This is a genomic window from Mesotoga prima MesG1.Ag.4.2 (genome assembly GCF_000147715.2).
In the GTDB taxonomy this organism is placed as follows: Bacteria; Thermotogota; Thermotogae; order Petrotogales; family Kosmotogaceae; genus Mesotoga; species Mesotoga prima.
The window spans coordinates 1,649,369-1,670,995 of the sequence record NC_017934.1 but is presented as its reverse complement, the minus strand read 5'-3'; the positions used below and the strand labels follow the sequence as shown (position 1 = coordinate 1,670,995).

13 protein-coding genes are annotated in these 21,627 nt (G+C 43.6%); 7 read left to right on the top strand and 6 right to left on the bottom strand.

Annotated elements, in window-relative coordinates; all coding sequences use genetic code 11:
- Positions 1-104: 104 nt before the first annotated feature.
- From THEBA_RS07925 to THEBA_RS07895, 6 genes are all read left to right on the top strand, one after another.
- The gene (locus tag THEBA_RS07925; protein ID WP_014731148.1) at positions 105-674 is read left to right on the top strand and encodes a 5' nucleotidase, NT5C type; all 570 of its coding nucleotides are present in this window, start codon (positions 105-107) and stop codon (positions 672-674) included.
- 19 nt (positions 675-693) lie between these two features.
- Entirely contained in the window at positions 694-3,204 is a 2,511-nt protein-coding gene (locus THEBA_RS07920) for an alpha-amylase family glycosyl hydrolase (protein WP_014731147.1), read from the top strand.
- Between the two features lie 38 nt (positions 3,205-3,242).
- Positions 3,243-3,578 carry a DUF4258 domain-containing protein gene (locus THEBA_RS07915; RefSeq protein ID WP_014731146.1) on the top strand — a complete coding sequence of 112 codons (336 nt, stop codon included), beginning with the start codon at positions 3,243-3,245 and terminating at the stop codon, positions 3,576-3,578.
- Between the two features lie 100 nt (positions 3,579-3,678).
- The gene (locus THEBA_RS07910) at positions 3,679-5,259 is read left to right on the top strand and encodes a tetratricopeptide repeat-containing diguanylate cyclase (RefSeq protein WP_014731145.1); all 1,581 of its coding nucleotides are present in this window, start codon (positions 3,679-3,681) and stop codon (positions 5,257-5,259) included.
- A gap of 14 nt (positions 5,260-5,273) precedes the next feature.
- Complete coding sequence (locus tag THEBA_RS07905) at positions 5,274-6,839, top strand: tetratricopeptide repeat-containing diguanylate cyclase (protein ID WP_014731144.1); 1,566 nt, start codon at positions 5,274-5,276, stop codon at positions 6,837-6,839.
- Positions 6,840-7,465: 626 nt separating this feature from the next.
- On the top strand, positions 7,466-8,302 hold the full coding sequence (locus tag THEBA_RS07895; protein ID WP_006487176.1) for an MBL fold metallo-hydrolase: 837 nt from the start codon (positions 7,466-7,468) through the stop codon (positions 8,300-8,302).
- A gap of 547 nt (positions 8,303-8,849) precedes the next feature.
- Here the strand turns inward: THEBA_RS07895 and THEBA_RS07885 are convergent.
- Positions 8,850-10,052, bottom strand: a complete 1,203-nt coding sequence (locus THEBA_RS07885; RefSeq protein WP_236609124.1) for an alpha/beta hydrolase family protein — start codon at positions 10,050-10,052, stop codon at positions 8,850-8,852.
- Between the two features lie 154 nt (positions 10,053-10,206).
- Between THEBA_RS07885 and THEBA_RS07880 the strand changes: the two genes are divergently transcribed.
- Positions 10,207-12,978, top strand: a complete 2,772-nt coding sequence (locus THEBA_RS07880) for an HD domain-containing phosphohydrolase (protein WP_014731142.1) — start codon at positions 10,207-10,209, stop codon at positions 12,976-12,978.
- Positions 12,979-13,280: 302 nt separating this feature from the next.
- On the opposite strand, the gene THEBA_RS07875 is transcribed toward THEBA_RS07880, so the two are convergent.
- From THEBA_RS07875 to ruvC, 5 genes are all read right to left on the bottom strand, one after another.
- The gene (locus THEBA_RS07875; protein WP_014731141.1) at positions 13,281-14,285 is read right to left on the bottom strand and encodes an alpha/beta hydrolase family protein; all 1,005 of its coding nucleotides are present in this window, start codon (positions 14,283-14,285) and stop codon (positions 13,281-13,283) included.
- The gene (locus THEBA_RS07870) at positions 14,276-15,622 is read right to left on the bottom strand and encodes an ATP-binding cassette domain-containing protein (protein ID WP_014731140.1); all 1,347 of its coding nucleotides are present in this window, start codon (positions 15,620-15,622) and stop codon (positions 14,276-14,278) included. The genes THEBA_RS07875 and THEBA_RS07870 overlap by 10 nt, the downstream gene beginning before the upstream one ends.
- 95 nt (positions 15,623-15,717) lie before the next feature.
- Positions 15,718-16,764 carry a hypothetical protein gene (locus THEBA_RS07865; RefSeq protein ID WP_014731139.1) on the bottom strand — a complete coding sequence of 349 codons (1,047 nt, stop codon included), beginning with the start codon at positions 16,762-16,764 and terminating at the stop codon, positions 15,718-15,720.
- 8 nt (positions 16,765-16,772) lie between these two features.
- Positions 16,773-21,011, bottom strand: coding sequence for a PolC-type DNA polymerase III (locus tag THEBA_RS07860; RefSeq protein ID WP_014731138.1), 4,239 nt, complete (start codon positions 21,009-21,011; stop codon positions 16,773-16,775).
- The gene (ruvC, locus tag THEBA_RS07855) at positions 21,008-21,514 is read right to left on the bottom strand and encodes a crossover junction endodeoxyribonuclease RuvC (protein WP_006487163.1); all 507 of its coding nucleotides are present in this window, start codon (positions 21,512-21,514) and stop codon (positions 21,008-21,010) included. The genes THEBA_RS07860 and ruvC overlap by 4 nt, the downstream gene beginning before the upstream one ends.
- Positions 21,515-21,627 lie beyond the last annotated feature (113 nt).

The following is a 21,627-nucleotide window of genomic DNA, read 5'->3' as shown; positions in this document are numbered from 1 at the left end:
CAAATTAACGGCAGGTATTGACGATTAGAGTTGCAAGAGTACTTTGGTGATTACTAGAACAGACACTTGAATGATATATACTTTTTCTATGCGGAGGTGAAGCGATGAAAATCATGATAGACATAGATGATATTCTCACAAACTTCAATCTTGCATTTCTTAGAATTGCCCATGAAATGTATGATGAAGTACCGATAGAAGTCGAAGTCAAGATCTGGGATTTCTGGAAAAGCGTGCCCAACTTGACGCTTGAAATGGAAGAAAGGGTCTGGGAAAGGATTAGAAACACACCAAACTTTTACGAATCACTACCTTCATACGCAAACGATGAGGATCTTAGGAGATTAGGAGAACTAATAGGCGAAGGTCAGCATGAGGTCTATTTCATTACTTCTCGCTTTCCCACCAAAGGGAGAAATGTTCAGACCCAATCTCAAAGATGGATTCAGGAAGAGATTGGTCAACCAGTTTCGGTAATAGTCAGTTCAAGAAAGGGCGAACTATGCGAAGTACTTGGCATTGAATTCGCGGTCGACGACGCCCCCCATCACATAGAGAACCTACTTGATCACGGGATCAATACGTACATAATGGACTGGCCGTACAACAGACATATAGACCACAGACTCCGGGTCAAGAGCCTTGGCGAATTTCTCGATAGCGTTTTGATCTAATACTCAGGAGGTTAAGTGTATGAAGAAAGTATTCATCGCTCTTCTATTAATGCTTTTCGTAACACCAATCTGCCTTTCGTCAGCTGTCTGGGAGGATCAAGTAGTCTATTTTTTAATGATTGATCGGTTTTCAAATGGTGACCCATCCAACGACGACATGGGATTAGGAGAGGCTGGTAGTGATAACTCAAGATACAATGGTGGGGACTTGAAGGGAATAATCGATAAGCTAGATTACATCAAAGGACTCGGTGCGACTGCAATCTGGATTACGCCTCCTGTTGCCAACCAGTGGTGGAATCCTTGGGTCAACTACGGTGGCTACCACGGTTACTGGGCGAGAGATTTCAAAAGGATCGATGAACATTTCGGCGACATAGCTCTATATAAGGAGCTGGTAGAAAAAGCCCATGAGAAAGGTCTGCTAGTAATACAGGATATAGTTCCTAATCACGTGGGTGACTATTTTAGATTCGTGGACGGCGAATTTGAAATGAATTCGGGAAGCGTTCCATCGGATTCTCCGGAGCAATACCCTTTCTCTCTGAACAATTTTGTGGAGCACAGAGACGAGAACATTTATCACTGGACACCTGACATATCAAATTTCAACGACCAGGATCAGAAGTTCAACTATCAGATGTCGGGACTCGATGACTTGAACACGGAAAACCCTTCAGTAATCTCTGCGTTGAAGGATTCTTATACTTTCTGGATAGATGAGGCTGACATCGATGGATTCAGAATAGACACCGTGATCTACGTGCCCCACGAATTCTGGAGGGAATTCTTGAATGGAGAGTCAGGTGTTTACGAAATCGCCAGCAAGAACGGCAAATTGAACTTCCTGACATTTGGTGAAGCCTGGGTAAGAAGCGACCCATTTGAAGACACTGGAGAAAGAGTTATTGGGGAGTTCTTCGAATCTGGCATGAATGCAATGCTCGATTTTCCTCTGAATATTGAGCTCCGAAGTGTTCTCAAGGAGGGAAAACCTACTGCCAATTTAGGGTACAGACTCGAGACAAGGCAGAGTTATTTCGACCATACTAGACTCTTAACCTTCATAGATAATCATGATATGGAGAGGTTTCTTAAGGGAGCGGGATTAGCAAGCCTCAAGCAGGCGCTGGCCTTCATCTTCACTGTTCCTGGGATACCAGTTGTATATTACGGTACGGAACAGGGCTTCGTTGAAACAAGAGCGGCAATGTTTGAAGACGGCTTCCAATCTGGCGGACTGAACCACTTTGAAACGCAATCTGAGTTGTATAAGTACACGAGCGATTTGGCCAAACTCAGGCTTGAGCATCCTGCATTAAGATACGGAAGAGTTGAAGTCCTGAAATCAGATCCCAACGGGCCGGGGATCTTTGCTTACAGCCTGGAGCATGACAACGAAAAAATCTACGTCATAATGAATACCGCTGGTGAGCGGCGGATTCTAGCAAACATGGAGTCAGGCTTGGCTGAGGGTCAGGTAATCAAGCCAATTTACACCTTCAACTCACTTTCGAAAAGTTATCCGGTAGATGAGGACGGAAAACTCCTAATGACAATGAATCCCCGCTCAGTATATGTTGGCGTGGCTTCAGAGGAATATCAGTCGGTTGAATCCCCCGAAATCCAGTTCATTGCCAATCTAGAATATGCTCAGAAGATTGCTTCGACATATACGATCACAGGAACTGCCTCAGGAGCTTCTTCTGCAAGGATAATCTTTGATGCAAGGATTGAGGAGGCCGAAGATATAGAAATCGAAGATGGACAGTGGTCTTACGAGTGGGACATATCGAAGTTCGATCCTGGAATTCACTCGATTCTCTTTAAAGTTTACGGAAGAACGAAAAGGGAGTCAATTTACAGTGAAGACTATACAGTTGTCCTCGACATACCGGAATTGCTCTTGTCTTCGCTTTCCGATCCAGAAGGAGACGACAAAGGACCGGAGGGAAGATACGAGTATCCAACGGATATCTCTTTCAAGAATCAGATGGACCTGTTGGGAGTTGAATTGAGACAGATAGGAGCATCGCTTTCTCTTAACATGAGAATCAAGGACTTGACTGACACGTGGGGACCACAAAACGGATTCGATCATGTCACTTTCCAGATATTCATCGATGATCCCCACAAAACCGGCTCAACGGTCCTACCTTTCTTGAATGCAACTATGCCAGCAGGACTTGACTGGGATTATTTCATTTTTGCAAACGGTTGGTCGATTGTTGCGTATTCTGCAGAAGGAAGCGGCCCCAAGTCATTCGGCACAGCAATATCTCCAACTCCTCTTGTACAGACAAATAAGATGAAGAGCGAGGTAGTACTAAGGATTCCCGGTGAAACCATCGGGAGACCAGAAAGCCTAAATGGATTCAAAGTATACATAACAACCTGGGATTTCGATGGTATCGAAGCCGTTTACCGGGACATCTATCCGGAACCTAAAAGCTACCATTTCGGAGGCGGTAGTAAGGAGGATCCGTATATAATGGATGACATACTTCTAAAGATTGGGGAAAGCGACTAGATCTAAAAACCACAGAGCAGAACATCTTGGAGGCAGATATGTTCTTCACCTTAGCGGTGATTATTGCGGTTGTAGTTGTTGCATTTCTCATAAAAGGTTTAAGCGAGAAAGATGAAGTAGCAAAGAGAGAAGAGGAACGGGAAATCTCTTTCAGTCAGCATGCCGTTCAAAGAATGGATGAAAGAGGAATCGAAACGGATAGGGTAATTAGAGTCCTTGAAGAAGGCATAAGGGTACAGATAGCAAACTACAACAGACTGAAAGTGTCGGACGATGAAATGACGGTTATACTGGAAAAGAGGCTTGATAATTTCGAAGTGATCACGGTATATTGGAATGATGATGATCACAAAGATGCGGACTTAATTCCTTGATTAAGCTTCCACTTACCATATTCAGGGAGGCGCTTTAGCTCTATCTCGTGAATAATTAGAAGCACTTAAATCCAGAGAAATACAAGAAATGGAGACAGTGATGGAAGACAATACGGAAATCAAAGATAGAGTTGTTGAGTTGCTGACGGAATACATGTCGGTGCCAGAAAGCGATCTTTCCCTAAAGATAACTTATCTGAATAAAGCTATCTCCAGCCTTAATCACCAGGGAAATACACTTGCCGCCCACGGAATCGTTGAAAGGGAGATAAGAAGATTCGATAATTGTGATTCTTTGGAAATGGCAGTGCTTTTGAACTCCATGATTAAACTGAGTGCGCTTGTAGGAGATTTCGCGGGCGCAGTCGAGTATTCCAGAAGGGCTCAGACAATCTGCAGAGAAAAAGAGGAAGAGGGATTGCTAACCAGAGTCTTGATTAACACCTCAGGGATCTACTTCAAAATGAAAGAGTATGATAAGGCTTTTTCGAATGCGAACAAAGCGCTGCAAATGGCCAGAAAAAATGGTGACGAGACTAATACAGCCTGTTGTTTGAACAATATTGCGGTGATTCTTGAGAACTCGGAAACTGATAAATCCGGCATTCCGTATCTTGAAGAAGCGATTTTAATCAAAGAGAAGAACAACATGAAGGATGAATTGCCCAACAGCTATTTGAATCTGGCAGAGCTCTATTACAATTCGGGAAAGAAGAAAGAGGCCTCTGAATTACTCCAAAGAGCAACTACTATGGCAAGGGAAAACGGGGATGAGCGAGCTCTGACAGAGACAATGAAGTACAGGGCACGCTTTTTGAAGGCCGAAGGTGAGCTCTTCTCAGCACTGGAGCTGTTGACAGGAGTAAGCGAGTATCACCAAAAAAACGGAAACAATACGGAGCTGCTAGACATACTGAATGAGATCTCTTCAATACATGAGTTAATGGGTAATGCGAATGAAGCTTTGCAAACATTCAAACTGATAACGGAACTGAATCGTACAATATTCAAAGAAGAACAAGCGCGTTCATTAGCACAACTCGAGTCATCTTTTGAAGCAAGAGAAAACCTCAGAGAAATGCACTCTCTTCTTGAGCAGAACAGTGAACTCAGAAGAGTAAATGAAGAAATATCAGAGAAGAACAACGAACTGCATGACATGAAACGCAGGCTTGAGAAAACCAATAAGCTTCTCGAAAGGCAGGCCGAAACCGATTCGCTAACCGGTTTGCTTAACCATAGAAAGATGCGGACTACAGTGGAAAACGAAATCGCAAGAGCAGAGAGATACGGCACTCCTCTTACGATGATAATGATCGATCTGGACAACTTCAAATTCGTGAACGACTCATACGGTCATCTAAAGGGTGACGAGGTTCTTTCGGAAATTGGAAGAATCATCAAGTCTTCTATTAGAAAAAATGATTTTGCCTTCAGGTATGGAGGAGAAGAGTTCCTCGTTCTGCTGCCGTTAGCTGATCTAGACAAGGCAACCGAAGTCTATTCAAGGTTGAAGGAATCCTTTCGGGAAGAACTGGAGATAACGGTTTCATTCAGTGCAGGTGCTAGAGAGTGGAATGGCGAGTCGGCAGACAAATACATTGCCGTTGTGGATAAGCTACTCTATGAAGCCAAAACAAAGGGAAAGGACAGATTGGAAACAAGCCAGGCTACTTCTTGAAAAGGGTGGATGAGATGGATCATATAAAACAGGAAAAGAGTTTTGCAGACTTGTATGAAGAATATCTGTCCAAAGATGAATCGGAGTTTGATTCGAGAATTTCGTTTCTCAAAAGGATTCAGAGATCCCTCGTTGATTCTGGAGAAACCCAGATTGCTTTTGAAATTGTTGGCAGAGAGTTGGAAAAAATCGGAAATCAATGCAGTTCTGAACTTGGCTTTGTCTATAATTCAATGATAAGAATTAGCTGTCAATCAGGCGAGTTTTCGAAGGCTCTGGAGTATGCTGCCAGCGCGATATCTGTCTTTGATGAGCTTGGGGATGATTCACGATTGCCTATGATCTATAACAACATTGCCGGCGTATACCTCAAAATGGGAGAATTCGAGACTTCTCTCGAATATATTGATAAAGCTATCGATCTCTCTCAGAGAAATAATGACAATCACTCTCTCGCCAAATATCTCAACAACAAGGGAATCGCAGTTGAGAATATTAAAGGTGATGGTTCAGGAGCGGTATTTATCGAGAAGGCCATTGAGCTCAAAGAAGAGAACTCACTCAAAAGCGACCTACCCAACAGCTACATGAATCTTGCTGATATTTACACATATACGGGCAAAGAGGATGAAGCACATTCTCTGCTGAAAAGAGCTAGAGAGGTTGCCAACGAGATTGAAGATGAGTTTTCTCTTGCAGAAGTCTGCCGTTATGAGGCGAACTATTACAGAGCTGTTGGTGAATTAGGTTCGGCCCTAGAGTCCCTGAACACTTCTCTCGAATATCACAAATCAAAAGGCAACAAATCGGAGATTCTTCAGAGACTTACAGTCATTTCGGAGATACAGGAGATTGTAGGTGACGTTAAAGGAGCTCTGGAAACCCATAGAGAAATATCTAAGCTGAACGCAGAGATTTTCAAAGAAGAGGAAGCGAGAATGGTCGCAAAGTTGCAATCATCCTTCTCCACGATGCAAAAACTCAAAGAAATCGAAAGTATGGCAAGGAGAAATCGACAACTCGATGAAGCGAACAGATTGATAGTCCAAAAGAACGAAGAACTATTAGAAATGCAAAGTCAGCTTTCATCTGCAAATCAGTTGTTGAAGGAAAGGGCTGAAACCGATTCGCTGACTGGGCTGATGAATCAAAAGAAGATGTTTGAAATAGTTGAGTACGAGATCAATAGAGCCAAGAGATATGGCAACAGGCTATCCATAATCATGCTGGATATTGATGATTTTAAAGTCATCAATGATACTTTCGGTCATCAGAAGGGTGATGGAATTCTCGAATCTCTTTCCTCGCTTATTATATCCAGTATCAGGAAGATTGATTACGCCTTTCGGTATGGGGGAGAGGAATTCGTTATTTTGCTTCCTTCAACAGGAGTTGAGGGAGCTTTTTCCACTGCGCAGAGAATAAGTGAGTCACTCAAGAGAACTAACGAAATACCTGTGACTATTAGCATTGGAGTTGCCGAATGGAGTGATGAATCGGTTAATGATCTCTTGCTTGAAGTGGATACTCTGATGTATGAAGCAAAGAACACAGGAAAGAACAGGATCGTGTCCCGCTGAAGATCTGAGATGCACTTTGCTTTGCGAGATGTCAAGCGAAATCTGCTTATGAAATGTCATGGTATATGGCCGGAGGGACAGAAAGTTTCATCAAAATGAGTTTTGGTTTCAACCACATAGAAAGAAGTGCATGAATCTCCTAAAGTATGAACTTGATTCTTTGAAAACCCCAGTTACCATGAAATCGGTTAGTCACTATGCATAGACGAATCGAGGAGTCTCTTAGAGACGCTTCGCTCTGATTATTTGTTCAGCTGCCGACGGTTGGTCAGTGCTGGTTATATAGATACGATTTGAAAGGCAGAGAATCTGTGAATACAACGACCAATAGGAAATCCATCGCGTAATGAAGTAAGGCTCAACCTATTCTTTGAGCCGATCGATTTCGAAGGGCCATGCTGGACATGGAGTAGCCAAAATACTGGGATCCTTTGGCGGGTCTTCTTTGACCAATCTTATGGAAAGAATCTCCTTTGATTCGAAGAAAAACCAGATGATTCCATAAGAGTGTTTATATTGCAAGCTTTTTTTGCCGGGAATGAGGTTTTCTATTCCCAATCTGTATTGGCATTTTGTTACTTATCCACAATGATAATTTTCAACAATCATCCATTTGGAGGGGAAAAATGAGAGTCCTATTTCTTGGAACTGCAGCTTATGAGGGACATCCCAACGTGTTCTGTGATTGCGACAATTGTAGAAAGGTCAGAGAGGCCGGTCCAGACAACTTCCGTTTGACCTCGGCCGTTCTTGTTAATGATGACTTGTTGATTGATTTTGGGCCAAACATTATGGCCGGCGCTCAGAAGACCGGGAGCACACTTTTCAATGTCAGAACCCTTCTAATAACTCATTCTCATTCAGACCATCTATATCTGCCTAACTTTGGTTACAGAATGGACAGATACAATGCTTCGTATGAAAGACTTTCTCCGATGAGTGTGCTAGCGAATTCGACTGTTCTGTCGTTGATTTCGGATTCAGTGTACTTTGATCCCGACAAAACTATTTTGTTAATGGCAGAAGCTTACAAAGAAACTGTGCTTAACGATTATAGCGTGATACCTATTCCAGCTGTCCACAAAGTGAAGGAAGGTGAACAGGCTCTGTTATTTTTGATTAAGAAGAAGGGTAAATCCTTCTTCTATGCCACTGATACAGGTCCTTTAGATGAGTTTTCACTAAAATTGATAAAGAGTTTCTTAGACTCTCCTTTGGATCTGGTAGCGATAGACTCAACTCTGGGATTCATGAAAGAGGTCACATTCCCATATCATCAAACTGCAGAACAGGTGGTCTCGACAGTGGAAACAATGAGAAAAAACGGAATAATGGACGACACAACCAAGATTTACGCGCATCACTTCTCCCACTATCCTAATCCAACGCAGGGTGAACTCGAACGGTTCTACGTCCGCTTCGGAATTGCTGTCGCATATGATGGTCTTTCATTGGAAATATAGACTGTATGTCCAAAGAATCACAGAAGATCTCTCATATCATTCCGTTCTTTCAATTTAGATAATGCTCAATCTGTTCAGCTTATACGAAAGAAAAGGCCCTCTGGTAAAGACTTCGAGAGAAGTCGAAAATCCAGGCCTTTTGCCAGCTTTCCCGAGACTTCTCCTAGCAGTATCTGTAACCTCCTGTCAGGGAGTGAATCTAAGAAAAGTGACGGTTGTCATCGACCCCGAGATCGTGAATCAAAGCTAAGCGGAACATAATAGAAGAGGAACTACCTCCTGACATTGCCCGAAGCTCTCCTTGCCCAATGCTTGACTCCTCAATTAACTACGCAAATGATCCAGTACAATATAAGTTTTTTGAAATAAACGCAAAATTATGTCCCGCAATTCTTTTGGACACAGTTGACTCTTCGACGGAATTTGGCTCTCAAATAACGTGCCGCTGAGACTTCTCTCTTTCTAAGCAGAATGCTCTCAACGGGCACGATAGTGAATACAGCAATCACTATTTCAGTCGTACCTTTGATGCTAAAAGAGGAAAACATTACCTAGGGATCTCATGGATCCCCTTGAATACTCTCACATCATCCCTTTGAAGAAGTCTCGACAGTAATTCACTTTCACTCAAATTGCCAAATGTATATTCGAGGAAGCTTTGAATAATGTCGTAGAGATAATATTCGCCACCGCTCTTCATAAAACTACCAGTGAAGTCAAGAAAATGAGCTAACGGCGACAGATGATCTAGCATTGCAAAATCCGGGTGTCTGGCTTCAGAGATCTTTATATGTAAGGGAGGAAAAACGCTGCTTTCAATCAGATCCGATATCCTTCCCGATTCTTCTCGGAATTTCCACTCATCGGTTTCAATAATAAGTGAAGGTATTCCAATACCCTCTTCAATCTCATTATCATTGAGCATGAAAAGCGCTGGATCGTATGAAAGCAAAGCCTTTATTCGACTGTCATCATTTGATGCGAAGTGAACAACTCCGCCACCTCCAGAGTGACCAAATGCAGCAACTCTGTCAAGATCAAATATACCCGCCAGCTGATGTCCACTTTCGTTCAATTTAGACAAACTGTCTATTACAAAAGACAGATCATCGGCCATCAACTCCATTGAAAGCCTAGCACCTTCTTCAAACGTCTCAACTCCAGGAAGATCGAGCACTCTATCTTTGTTGAAGTGAAACTGACTGCCGTCGGAAAATTCCACGACTGATGCGGCATACGGATGCTCAATACCTACCACGACAAAACCTCTGCTAGCCAAATACTCCGCAAATGAAAAATATAAGGGAACTATAGCCGGCATCCCTGGAGATAAGATTACTACCGGTAGATTATTTGCATTGGCCGAAGGAGCCGCGCCAATAAATGAATTAGTTTTGACGGCTCTCAAATGCTGAAACAGCATGGGTGGAAGATTATAATTATCGGCCAGGCTGTTCACAAAAAGCGAATGGCTCCTGAACCATGGGCTTCTTCTCTTACCCGATGTATCATCCGAGGGATACCATATATCAATCACAAGCCTGCGGATCATTTCTCCGTCGGAAAATGGATCGATCCTGCTGTTATCATCCAGCTCAATAATCTCGACTCCGACTTCGTACTTACCACCTGGATCGGGAATCTTAGCGGTAGGAAAGAGGTATGCAAGGCTACCAATCAGCACAAGTGAGAATAATCCAATAATCAAACCTATATCTACACTTCCATGAGTTTCTCTCAAAACAATCACCTCTTTTCAATTATTACACATTGGAGGCGCCAAAACAGGCATCTCAATGTGATCGAACGATTGTCGACAAATACTCTCTTCTCTCCACATAGATTTAGGCCGCATAATGTTATAGTAAATTCTGAGGAAGATAGCCTTCTTCTGGGAGTGTGTTATGAGAAAAGCATTTTCAATTGTTTTCTTCATGCTATTATCTCTGACTTTGTTTGGACAGATGAAGTACATATTCAGTGGCGATGTCGATTACCCGCCTTTCGAATATGAGAACGAAAGAGGAATACCCGTTGGCTTCAACGTTGATATTCTTCGGGCAATATCAAAGGCCCTCGATTTCGAAATTGAAATAGAACTCAGAACATGGGCAAGCGCTAGATCTGCACTTGAATCCGGTCAAATTGACGGTTTGCTGGGAATGTACTACTCAGAAGGCAGAAATCTTCTCGTTGATTTCTCCAATCCGCACACAATCCTTCATGGTTCAATCTTTTATAACAAACGAACCGAGGGATTTTCCTCTTTAAGTGATCTAAGAGAGTCCAGGGTGGCAGTGCAAAAGGGAGATCTGATGGATGAGCTTGTAACCAGTGAGGGAGTGGGTAGCGAAGTTGTGAGGGTCGAATCTCCCGAAATTGCATTGCGAATGCTTGAGAACGGGGAGGTCGATGCTGTACTTATGAATACTCTTCAGGGATTATTTCTCATCGAAGATCTCTCGCTGAAGAACCTGATGGATTCTGAACATCCAGTCACACGTCTTGAATACTGTTTTGCCGTGAAACGGGGTGACTCCGAGCTGCTCTCTTTGTTGAATGAAGGACTCTCAATAATCTCTTCGACGGGCGAGTACAGGCAAATCTTCAACAAGTGGTTCGGCAATATTAATGCTGAAGACAGTAGCGGTGATATGCTCTATTGGCTCTTCTTTGCAATTCCCGTGGCAAGCGTTGTTTTCCTGGTGCTGATTTTAATGTACTTCTGGAACAGAACTCTGAGAAGACAGGTAAAGGAGAAGACCGCTTCTCTGAGTGCGAAGCTTGAAGAGGAAAGATCTGTAAAAACCCAGCTATCACTTTCAATGGAAAGATACAGATCGATGTCGGAGACGATTTCCGATTACTACTACGAGACTGAGTTCCCGAGCGATGGAAAGGATCCTGAGATCTGGAGAAGTGAATCATATGAAAGGATTAGCGGATACAGCCTTGATTCCCCGGAACCTAGAGAATTCAACTGGGAGACTATAATTCATCCCGAAGACCTGGATTGTTACAAACAGCATTTGGAAAAAGTGAGGTCGGGCAAAGAAGAAAGAATAGAGTACCGAATTATTAGAAGAGACGGAGCTCTGAGATGGGTTAGCGAGTTTTCAAAGCCGAAGTACTGTGGCGGAGGATCGAAAATTAAAGGGATCTGTGGAGCAGTTAGAGACATTACGGATGAGAAACTGGCAAAGGAAGAACTTGAAAGAACAAAGGACAAAGTGTCGAAACTCCATTTTGTTGCCCTCAAAATGGAGAAGTCAAATGAAGAGGACACTATATATCACTCAATAATCGATGCATCGGTAAATATATTGGGCATGGAGAAGTTCAGCCTATATCTCCTATATGATCAGGAGTTAGTGACACTCGAAAGCCAGGGAGAGGTGGCGTCCGTTCAGGGATACCTTTTCAGGAGCGGGGTACTAAGAGACTGCGTTGAAACTGGCAAATCCGCCTTTATTGAAAGCTCATCTATTAGAAAAGTTGTTCCCAACTGTAAAGACTCGGTTTCAATTGTTCCGATGAAAAGCATTGGTGCCCTAGTGTCTTACCATGATTCTCCAATGAAACAGGAAGAAATCAAGATGGTTGAGACCTTGATGGCACATGCGGTTGAAGCGATTTGGAGAATCAGATCCGACAGGGAAATCCATTATGTGACATTTCACGACCAGCTTACCGCGCTGTACAACAGATCATTCTTCGAGGAAGAGATAGACAGGCTAAACGTGAAGCGTCAGATGCCGATAAGTATTGTGATGGGTGATGTAAATGGGCTGAAAATCGTCAACGATGCCTTCGGGCATCTCGAGGGCGACCGACTTTTGAAAGCGGTTGCCGACTGCCTTAAATCTTCAGTAAGATCCGACGACATCATCGCTCGGTGGGGAGGAGATGAATTCATAATGCTCCTTCCTCAAACCGATGCTCAGTCAGCAGAGTCTCTGGTTAACAGGATTAAAAAGGCTCTGGATCAGGTAACTGGTTTCAGTCTTCCAATCAGTGTCTCCTTTGGCATAGGAACCAAGTCCGACATCGACCAGGACTTCAGCGAAACCCTTGTGTCGGCAGAAGAAAAAATGTACAGGGATAAACTCCTGAACAACATATCGATGAGGAACAAGACAGTTGAGGTCCTTGAGAGGAGTCTTCTCAACAAGAGCTATGAAACGGAAGAACGCACTGAGAGAATTAAGACAATCAGCAGAGACTTCGGAAAGTCTATCGGTTTGAATGAAGCTGAACTTGACAACCTCTTGCTCCTCGGCGCCCTCCATGATATTGGGAAGATTGCAGTTCCCGAAGAGATCCTTACCAAAGCCGGAAGTTTAACGGCCGAGGAATGGAAGAAGATTAAATCTCATCCGGAGGCTGGATTTAGGATAGCTCTTTCCTCACCTGAACTTATCGGGATAGCGGATGAGATTCTTAGTCATCATGAGTGGTGGGACGGTTCAGGTTATCCCAGGGGTCTTAAGGGTGAATCAATTCCACTACTCGCCAGAATAATCTCCATCATTGATGCTTACGATGTTATGATGAGCGGAAGACCATATAAGCATCCCGTTTCCTCTGAAGAGGCCATTGAAGAACTAAGAACGTGCGCAGGAAAGCAGTTCGATCCCAATCTTGTAGATTCTTTTGTAAGTTTCTTGGGCCTATAGAAACAGATTTCGATTAGCTGTTCGAAAGGAATCTGTCATACTGAGAAACAAGACTGATTTATTGTCCTCTTCAAGGCGAAAAAGTGAGTGTGTAGGTAATCCGACTGGAGTGAAAAAGAAGCATCAGATAGGTCATCTGCTACTGCCAGTTAGAAGGTTTGAGTACTCTTGAATTAGTTGAAGAGTTCAAGGAAAATACAGTTTAATCGCTCGCTGCTTGGCAAGAGTAGTTAATTAAAAGTATCGGCTTTGGCCAGGAAAAGTTGAGTAAGAAGAGAAATTGTTTTCCATTTGCCTGGCGACTACTCCATAGTTGGCTTAGTACTTTCCAAGAGCCTCAAGTTTCTTCTGGCCTCCTTTATTCCCAGTTTTTTCAGTATGAACTTACCAAGAGCATACTCAAAGGGAAACCAGGATACATGTCCTACAGGCACAATATACCTCTTTGGTCTTCCGAAGGCTTCCCAAAGCTGTTTTCTAGTTTCTATGGGAAGAGTTTTGTCGAAGAGAGCCTCGATCATCGTTACTTTCTTTCTGTCATTGAAACGGGCATAGGCGAGAGGATCTATCTTAAACAAAGGATGAAGATCGGACTCGATCAGTTCATGTGCACTTTTTATAAGTTTCACTGCACGAGCATCCTCTTCGAATCTAGCATTTAACTTCACTTCGTCGTTTAGATAGCCCTCCTTTCCCGAGCCGCTCCTAAGTGAATCACGAATTGATTTCAATACCGGTGACTGCCATATTATTTTCGCAATGTTACCTCCAACGGTCATCAATATCATGTCGTTTATTCTTTGATCGATAGCGTTCACGATCGTAGAGATCATTCCGCCTAGGCAGTAACCAAAAAGGCAGTTGTTATCCCACCAGAGTTTCTCTTGTTGAAGGAGATCGATGGTTGTCATTGTATCCACAACTGCCTGCTCCCAGAAAACAATCAACCTTCTGAGATCAGGAGAAAAGAAATCTTTTCCACTAGTTGAACCGGTTGCCGTTCGTGTGTAATTTCCCGGAAGGATCATCACAGAAGCCTGCAAACCGGCACTTGCAAGATGGCTTCCCATCCAGAACAAAAATGGGATATTTACCGTTCCCAGTCCATGAAGAATGATTATCGAGCCTACAGCTCTTTCTCTTGGTGAGAAATTGTAGATTTCAACGTTTTCTGTTCCCCTGATCTTGTTCCTGTAGAAAGATGGATACTTGATAATCGAACATCTATAGTGCTTCCCTTTGAAAATGTACCCGCTGGAAAACTCAATCTTCTTCTTCTCGTAAGAGAAATCAGGGTTCAATTGCATTTGTTCATTATCCTTGTGCAAAGCTTGCGGCTCATGATTTCGTCGGAAATTACCACGGCGGCTTTGGAACGGTCAGCAATCTCCTGCAGAACCTCTGCGAGGGCTCTCGTCGAAACTGGGTCCAGTCCTATTAAAGGTCTAATAAAGATAAAGAGATCGCAAGCATCGAATCTCAAATGCGAAAGTTTTGTATCGTCATCGCGCATTAGACCGGAGAAACCGGGAGCTCTTCCCAGCCCAGCAAGAAAACTCTTCACGGAAACCAAGCTTTCTTTGTTTAAAATGAAACTCTTTTTCAGTGATCTATTTGAGGTGAATTTACGGGACTTTTTCAACATGATTTGCGAAACAAGACCGGTGTTCTTCACATTAGAGGAGAAGTATTTTTCGGCCTCGCTAGAATGACCTCTGGAGGAGAATCTTTCAAAGAAGTTCTTCGCCTCTCGAAGCATTGCCACAGAGTTCTCGGAGAAAGGGTCCTGCCTTGTAAGCGCTCTTGTGAATTCTCTAACCGAAACTCCATTGTCACAGGAAATACAGAGAACCTCTCCCCTTTTCAACCTCAGATCGAGTCCGGTATCTGCCAGGTTTTCTATGTCGATTAACGGTTCACCTCCAACTGGTGCTACTGAGTACTCAGGTGAGACACCCAGCATCTTCCATATATCACTTTCCTTAGTTTGCAGTGGAAGAGGTTTGATGCCAGAATAATCCATAAAGAATAGACGATCGCCCAGTACCATTACTTCTGGATCGGACGTTGTGACTAGAACGGCCACTCCTCCTTTTTTAAATGAGTCTATCATTTCAAGGAGTTTCACCCGGGTTGCACCACGTACAAAAGAAAAGAGGTCATCCAAAATGAGAACCTTCGGCCTGGAAAACGCTGCAACTGCAAACTCGAGAAGAACCTGATCATCAGATGAAAAAGAAGAGACTTTCGAGGAAGGATCGAACTCCAGGCCAAGCTGCTCAAGAAAACGCGAGACTTGATCGTTCATCTTCCTTCTGCTAATCGTGAATTTGTCACTCCCAAGTAAGATGTTTTCAGCGACCGTGAGATCCGGAACTAACATGTATTCCTGATAGATGGCACTTATGCCTAGACGTCTTGCCTCGGCGATCGATGTCAAATCCACTGGAGAGCCTTCAAATATTACCTTTCCAGAATCGGGCAGGATGTCACCGCTGATTGTCTTTACAAGAATAGATTTGCCGGAACCGTTAATCCCTCCAAGAACTGTAAGCAGCCCACTCTCAAGTTCTATGTCAGCGTTCCTAAAGACGTTGTTTTCACCAAAGTTTTTTCCAAGGCCTTTCGTTTCAAGAATCCCCATATTTTTCAACTCCGACTTTTGAAGTACCTTCTTGAATTTCGCTGAACATTAGTGAATCCAGTCATATCAATACTAACAGATGCAGATATAACATATCACTTAATAAGGGGCACCATAAGGTACATCTTGCTCTTTCTTCCCACCATAAGCAGATTCCCCTTTCGTGTTACCAGACGAATCTTAGAATCTTTTATCCTTGAAATAACAGACTGCAGCTTTCTCGGATCTACCTGCGCAACGAATTCATCACCAACAAAATCACACACCTCGCATTCATAACGGAGAGCACCGGCCTTCAGAAAGAACTTCAACTTGCTCTTGTCAGAAATCATCAGAACCGAAAATCCATGCTTTGATAACCGTGTTATCTTTCTGAGAGCGGAAAGAAAGGCCTTTCTCTGTACGTCATTTCCATCATCGGTGTCTCCGAAAAAGAAGGATGGTGGTTCGGAGAAATCCGCTTCATCAGTACATATTGAAAACAATAGAGGACCAATCTTCAGCCCCAGCTCGGAAATCCCTGTTCCAGCATAGAGTTCTTCCGATGTGAGCAACTCTAAGGCCTTCACCAGATGCCTAACGGTTACATATTGAAGAGAGTAACGGAACTCGGTTTTTGGCTCGTATTCAAGAACTGAAACCAATACCATTCTGTTCGCCGATGAGGCAAGAACAGTCTCGTTCTTCTTTGAGAAGATCTCGACAGTTTCTCCCTCAACAGAAGCAGATGAAACAAAGTTCAAAGAACTACTGAATTCCTTCAGGGGAAAACGCGAGAAGAACTCAAACTTTCTTTCCATAGCCGGAAGAGTGCTGCTGCGGGCCTTTTGTAAAGTAAGCGTCTCTGAGGCCGTCCTCAGCTCTAGGTCTTCTTCACCCGCAGAAAAGCAAATTAATGAGGTTGGGTCAGAACTCTTCAAAGCTCGAGCGTAATCGATCGGTACCGTATAAACTCCATTGAAAGGTGAGGTAGCAACGCCGGAGGAAAACTCAAGCTTCATGCAACCATCAGAAGCAAAAAACTTCAGTCCTCTCTTGTAGTAGATCTGAAAGTATCTGTAGGAGGGTTCCAGAGTACCGGATACTCTTCCAAAAAGATCGATCAGCTTTGCATAATCTGAAGCGCTTATTTTGAAATCCATTTTCGTCCTCAGAACAGTCTGATCTGTTCTTTCTCGGCCAGATTCTTCAAAGCTCCGTATTTTCTTAACATCTCAACACTTGTCTTGTTAAGAGCAGTTCTGCGGATCAAATCCTCAACCGATGAAAACGGCCTTTTCTCTCTCTCAACTTCAACTGATCTTGCCGCTTTGTCGCCCATGTTTTGAAGCCTATTAAGGGGAATTCTTAGTGAATTCCCCTCAATCAAGAACCTCGTAGGGTGGGACTCCATAAGATCCACATTGAGAAAAGAAAATCCTCTCAGTTTCATTTCCATAACAACTTCAAGAAGTGTCTCCTTCGCTCTGTCCTTGACATTTCTATCTTGATCGGACCTTAATCGAACTATCTCTTTCTTGATTGAATTTATGTCGGAAGTACAGATGTCTATATCAAATTCCCCGCCCTTGATCGAAAAGTAGGTGCTGTAGAAGGCAAGAGGAAAGTGCACCTTGAAGTAAGCGACTCTGTAACCCATGCTCACGTAAGCGGCGGCATGCGCCCGGGGAAAGAGGTACTTGATCTTCTTACACGAATTCATGAACCATTCAGGAGCACCGCAAGATCTTACCTCTATTTCATCTTCCTTGCTGAGACCCTTACCCTTTCTGACCTTTTCCATAATCTTGAAGGCCTCTTTTGGCTCCATTCCCTTGCCAATTAGATAATTCATGATGTCATCCCTACAGGCAATAACCTGCGACAATGAAGCATGTCCCGAAGTGATGATATCCTTCGCGTTGTTAAGCCAAACATCAGTCCCATGAGACAGGCCCGATATCCTTACAAGCTCGCCAAAAGTAGAGGGTCTCGTATCTGAAAGCATGCTTCGAACAAAGGTAGTACCGAATTCAGGGATCCCAAGTGTCCCCACATCCGTTCCAAGCTCGTGAAATCGCAAGCCAAGAGGCTTCAGTGAGGAAAAAATCCCAAGGGTTTCCTCATCGTCCATCGGAATTTTCTCGGGATCCACTCCCGTGATGTCCTTCAGCATTTTTATGAAGGTGGGATCGTCGTGTCCCAGTGCATCTATTTTGACCAAATCGTCGTGGATGACTTCATATGCGAAATGTGTGGTTAGTATCGAGCTTTTTGTATCGTTTGCGGGATGTTGTACAGGGGTAAAGTTATGAACATCCATGTCTTTAGGAACGATCATCAATCCACCGGGATGCTGTCCGGTCGTCCTCTTTACTCCAACTATTCCACGGGCAATTCTCTCCTGCTCTGCTCTCCGTAGAGTTTTGCCGCTCTTCTCCGAATAAGCCCTGACAAAACCGAAAGCCGTTCTCTCAGCAACTGTGGATATTGTACCGGCTCTGAAAACATGGTCTCTGCCAAACAATTCTTCAATGAATGAATGGGCCTTCTCTTGATACTCCCCGGAAAAGTTAAGATCGATATCGGGAACCTTGTCTCCTTCGAATCCGAGAAAGGTCTCGAATGGTATGCTCTGACCGTTCTTCAACATTTCATTTCCACATCCAGGACACTTCATAGCGGGTAGATCATAACCGGATTCCAGATCGGTTTCCGGGAATACTGATTTACCACACTCGGGGCATAGATAATGTGGTGGAAGAGGGTTAACCTCAGTAATACCGATAACATTGGCCACGAGCGAACTCCCCACCGACCCTCTAGAACCAACCACATAGCCATCCTCATTAGATTTCTTGACCATTTTCTGCGCGATGAGATACAGAACGGCATAGCCGTGACCAATTATCGCCTCAAGCTCCCGATTCAGCCTCTTTTCTACAATATCAGGTAAAGGCTTTCCATAAAGCCTTTCTGCATTTTCAATGGCCATCTTCCTTACTTCTTCATCGGCGCCTTCGATTACGGGTGGGTGCAGCTTACCCTCAATCGGGACAACGTTTTCGATTTGCGAAGCGATTAATCTCGAATTATCGACAACGATTTCTTTAGCGATCCCCTCGTCTTCAAAGATTTCCAGAGCTTTGCCAATCATCTCTTCGGTAGTGTGGAGATAAAGAGAAGGTTGATTCTGAAAGTTGTCATAGTCCTGGGCCGCGTTTATTGCTGCTCTATAAATATCGTCATGTGGATTGACAAAATGTACGTCACCGGTCATCACAACTGGGATATTTAGTTTTTTCCCAACTTTATAAAACTCTCGATACATCTTTATCAGCGTCTCTTTAGACATACTAGTCTCGCCCTCTGATGTGTCAATATTATCGAGCGGCATGACTTCAATGTAATCATAGAACTTTGCGATTTCCTCGAGCTCATCTACACTCGCACCACCTATATATGCCTTGGAAAGCTCTCCTGAAATACACGCACTACCTATGAGAAGACCTTCTCGGAAATCAGTAAGCAAGCTCTTTGGTATCCTTGGCTTCATGTAGAAGTACTTGGTGTGTGATGCAGTGACCAACTTGTAGAGATTTTCAAGACCTTTCCTGTTCTTTGAAAGAATACTTATGTGAACAGGCTTCAGCGAGTCGAGATTCTGGTTCTTTCTCAGCTTTTCCAACTCGTTAACCTTCTCGACTCCTCTCTTCTTTGCTTGCTGAAGGAATTTCTTAAGGACCTCTGCAGTAACCTTCGCATCCTCATAAGCTCTATGGTGATCGAAATGTCCCAGTTTAAGTCGCTTCACTACGTTGTCCAGAGAGTAACTCTTGGCTCTGTAAAGGCTCTTTGCAAGGGCAAGGGTGTCGATGCACGGCATTTCCCAGTCGCCTCCGAAGTATTTCTTTACTGAGTTGCGGATAAAACCATAATCAAAAGAGGCATTATGTGCAACTAGAATGCCTCCTTCAGCAAATTTCGTGAATTCAGGAAGAACTTGCTTGATTGTTCCTGCGCCTGAAAGCATATCTTCAGTTATCCCAGTCAGGCTTGTTATTAGAGACGAGAGTTCTTTCTGAGGTTTCACAAAAGAAGAAAATGTCTCGAGAATTTCGTTGCCTTTCATCTTTATTGCACCGATTTCAATTATCTCGTCTTCCTTAGGATTAAGACCTGTAGTTTCAAGATCAAAAACAATGAAGGTCGCACTTTCCAGAGGCGAGTCCTCTTTTTCCAGATTCATTGATATCTGTTCCGAGTCCTTTATCATGTAACCTTCCATACCAAAGATAGGTTTTATTCCTTTCTTTTTTGCCGCAAAGTAGAACTCCGGTATAGACTGAACAACGCCGTGATCAGTCACTGCAGCGGCATCGTGGCCCCAATCTTTAAGAGTGTTTACCAAATCGTTTACATCTACTACAGAATCCAGAGAACTCATTTTGGTGTGAAGGTGCAGCTCGACGCGCTTTTCCATCGCATTGTCCATGCGTTTCGGCAGTTTAGTTCTAACGATATCCCTCGGGATCAGAATCTCTTCTTTCATCCAGCTATCAGTTTCCATCTTCCCCCTGATCGTTACTTCATCGCCTTCGCGTAACTTTTCGGAAAGAGAGCGCGCATTCTCACCGATAAGTTTGACTGTGAGGGAATCCGTATAGTCAGTCACGTTGAACGTTAGAATCGAAAGCTTTCCATTCCTGTACTCGAGTCCAAAGATCCTCCCGCTGACAACAAGATTGGTTTCATTGCCAAGAACTTCACTCATCTTCACAGAGACTGCCCTGATCGATCTACCCATCAAGACTGAATCCGATCTTTCTTCCAAATGCTCCGTTTCTCCATTATCTTCTCTATCGAAAGAGACTTCCTCAACTGGTGAGTCCTGATCCTCTGAAATGTCCAGTGTTATCTCAAAAGGAATACTTCTCTTGCAGACCTTATCTATTGCCTTTCGTAAGTCATGCTTCTTAGAACTGATTCGTTGAAATGAGAACTGGTCGTGAACTGAGATAGTTATTTTGTTGTCTTTGAACTCCATTTCCGAGGATCTAAGATAAGAAGATGCACCATTCGTAAGCTGGAGTATCTCTCTAAACTGAGACTCGGTAACTTCCATTGCGTCTTCGTCAGGTATTTCACCCTCGCTGGTTAAAGTCTTAAACGAAAGAGTCACGGAAGACTCTAGAAGTCGAGAAGCCTTCTCACAAAAGACAGATTCAAGAAACTCCTTTATCTCGTTGCTAACCTCACATTGGAAAGCTAACTCGATCTCTTTAGATTTACAGTCCACAGATATATCGGAAATCTCTATTCCTTCACACTCGAAAGATGAGTCGATGCTCAAAGCCTTCGAAAGAAGCCTCGATAAAGGGAGTCCCACATTTCTCAAGAATAGTTTCATGCCTTTCGAACACCTCCGGGGAATTTCCTTGAAGTCAAGTGACACCAGGCTACTGCTAGCGCATCGGCCGCATCATCGGGTCTGGGGTTAACTTCCATTCGGAAGAAAGTTTTCAAAGTCCTCTGAACCTGCCCCTTTTCGGCTCTTCCGTAGCCAGTAACGGCAAGTTTTACTTGATGGGGTGTATATTCAAATATCGGTACTTCGTGTCTCCTCATTGCAAGAAGTATAACCCCCCTCGCCTCGCTCACCTGAATCGCCGTCGTGACATTTCTGAAGAAGAAAAGTTCTTCGACGGCAGATTCATCGGGGCGAAACTCGAGTAGAAGTTCTTCAAGCCGATCATGAATCTTTAGAAGTCTGTCAGGTATAGGTTCTTGCGGCTCAGTTCTGATCGCTCCGTATGAAACGAGATCGATCCGCGACGATCTCATCTCGACTACACCATATCCAACCGCTCCAAAACCTGGATCGATACCTAGAACCCTAACACAGGCAGGCAACTATGAACACCTCCAGAACTCGGTAGAAACCAGTCTATTACAAAACACTCATCACCCTAAGTCCAGCTCAAAGAAGTCAAAAGTCTGAAAGGCTTCGATTCTTGACAGCAACG

Bases quoted from the DNA above. Each gene is read 5' to 3' on its own strand.
- THEBA_RS07925 (WP_014731148.1), top strand. From the start codon at position 105: ATGAAAATCATGATAGACATAGATGATATTCTCACAAACTTCAATCTT.
- THEBA_RS07920 (WP_014731147.1), top strand. From the start codon at position 694: ATGAAGAAAGTATTCATCGCTCTTCTATTAATGCTTTTCGTAACACCA.
- THEBA_RS07915 (WP_014731146.1), top strand. From the start codon at position 3,243: ATGTTCTTCACCTTAGCGGTGATTATTGCGGTTGTAGTTGTTGCATTT.
- THEBA_RS07910 (WP_014731145.1), top strand. From the start codon at position 3,679: ATGGAAGACAATACGGAAATCAAAGATAGAGTTGTTGAGTTGCTGACG.
- THEBA_RS07905 (WP_014731144.1), top strand. From the start codon at position 5,274: ATGGATCATATAAAACAGGAAAAGAGTTTTGCAGACTTGTATGAAGAA.
- THEBA_RS07895 (WP_006487176.1), top strand. From the start codon at position 7,466: ATGAGAGTCCTATTTCTTGGAACTGCAGCTTATGAGGGACATCCCAAC.
- THEBA_RS07880 (WP_014731142.1), top strand. From the start codon at position 10,207: ATGAGAAAAGCATTTTCAATTGTTTTCTTCATGCTATTATCTCTGACT.
- THEBA_RS07875 (WP_014731141.1), bottom strand. From the start codon at position 14,285: ATGCAATTGAACCCTGATTTCTCTTACGAGAAGAAGAAGATTGAGTTT.
- THEBA_RS07870 (WP_014731140.1), bottom strand. From the start codon at position 15,622: ATGGGGATTCTTGAAACGAAAGGCCTTGGAAAAAACTTTGGTGAAAAC.
- THEBA_RS07865 (WP_014731139.1), bottom strand. From the start codon at position 16,764: ATGGATTTCAAAATAAGCGCTTCAGATTATGCAAAGCTGATCGATCTT.
- THEBA_RS07860 (WP_014731138.1), bottom strand. From the start codon at position 21,011: ATGAAACTATTCTTGAGAAATGTGGGACTCCCTTTATCGAGGCTTCTT.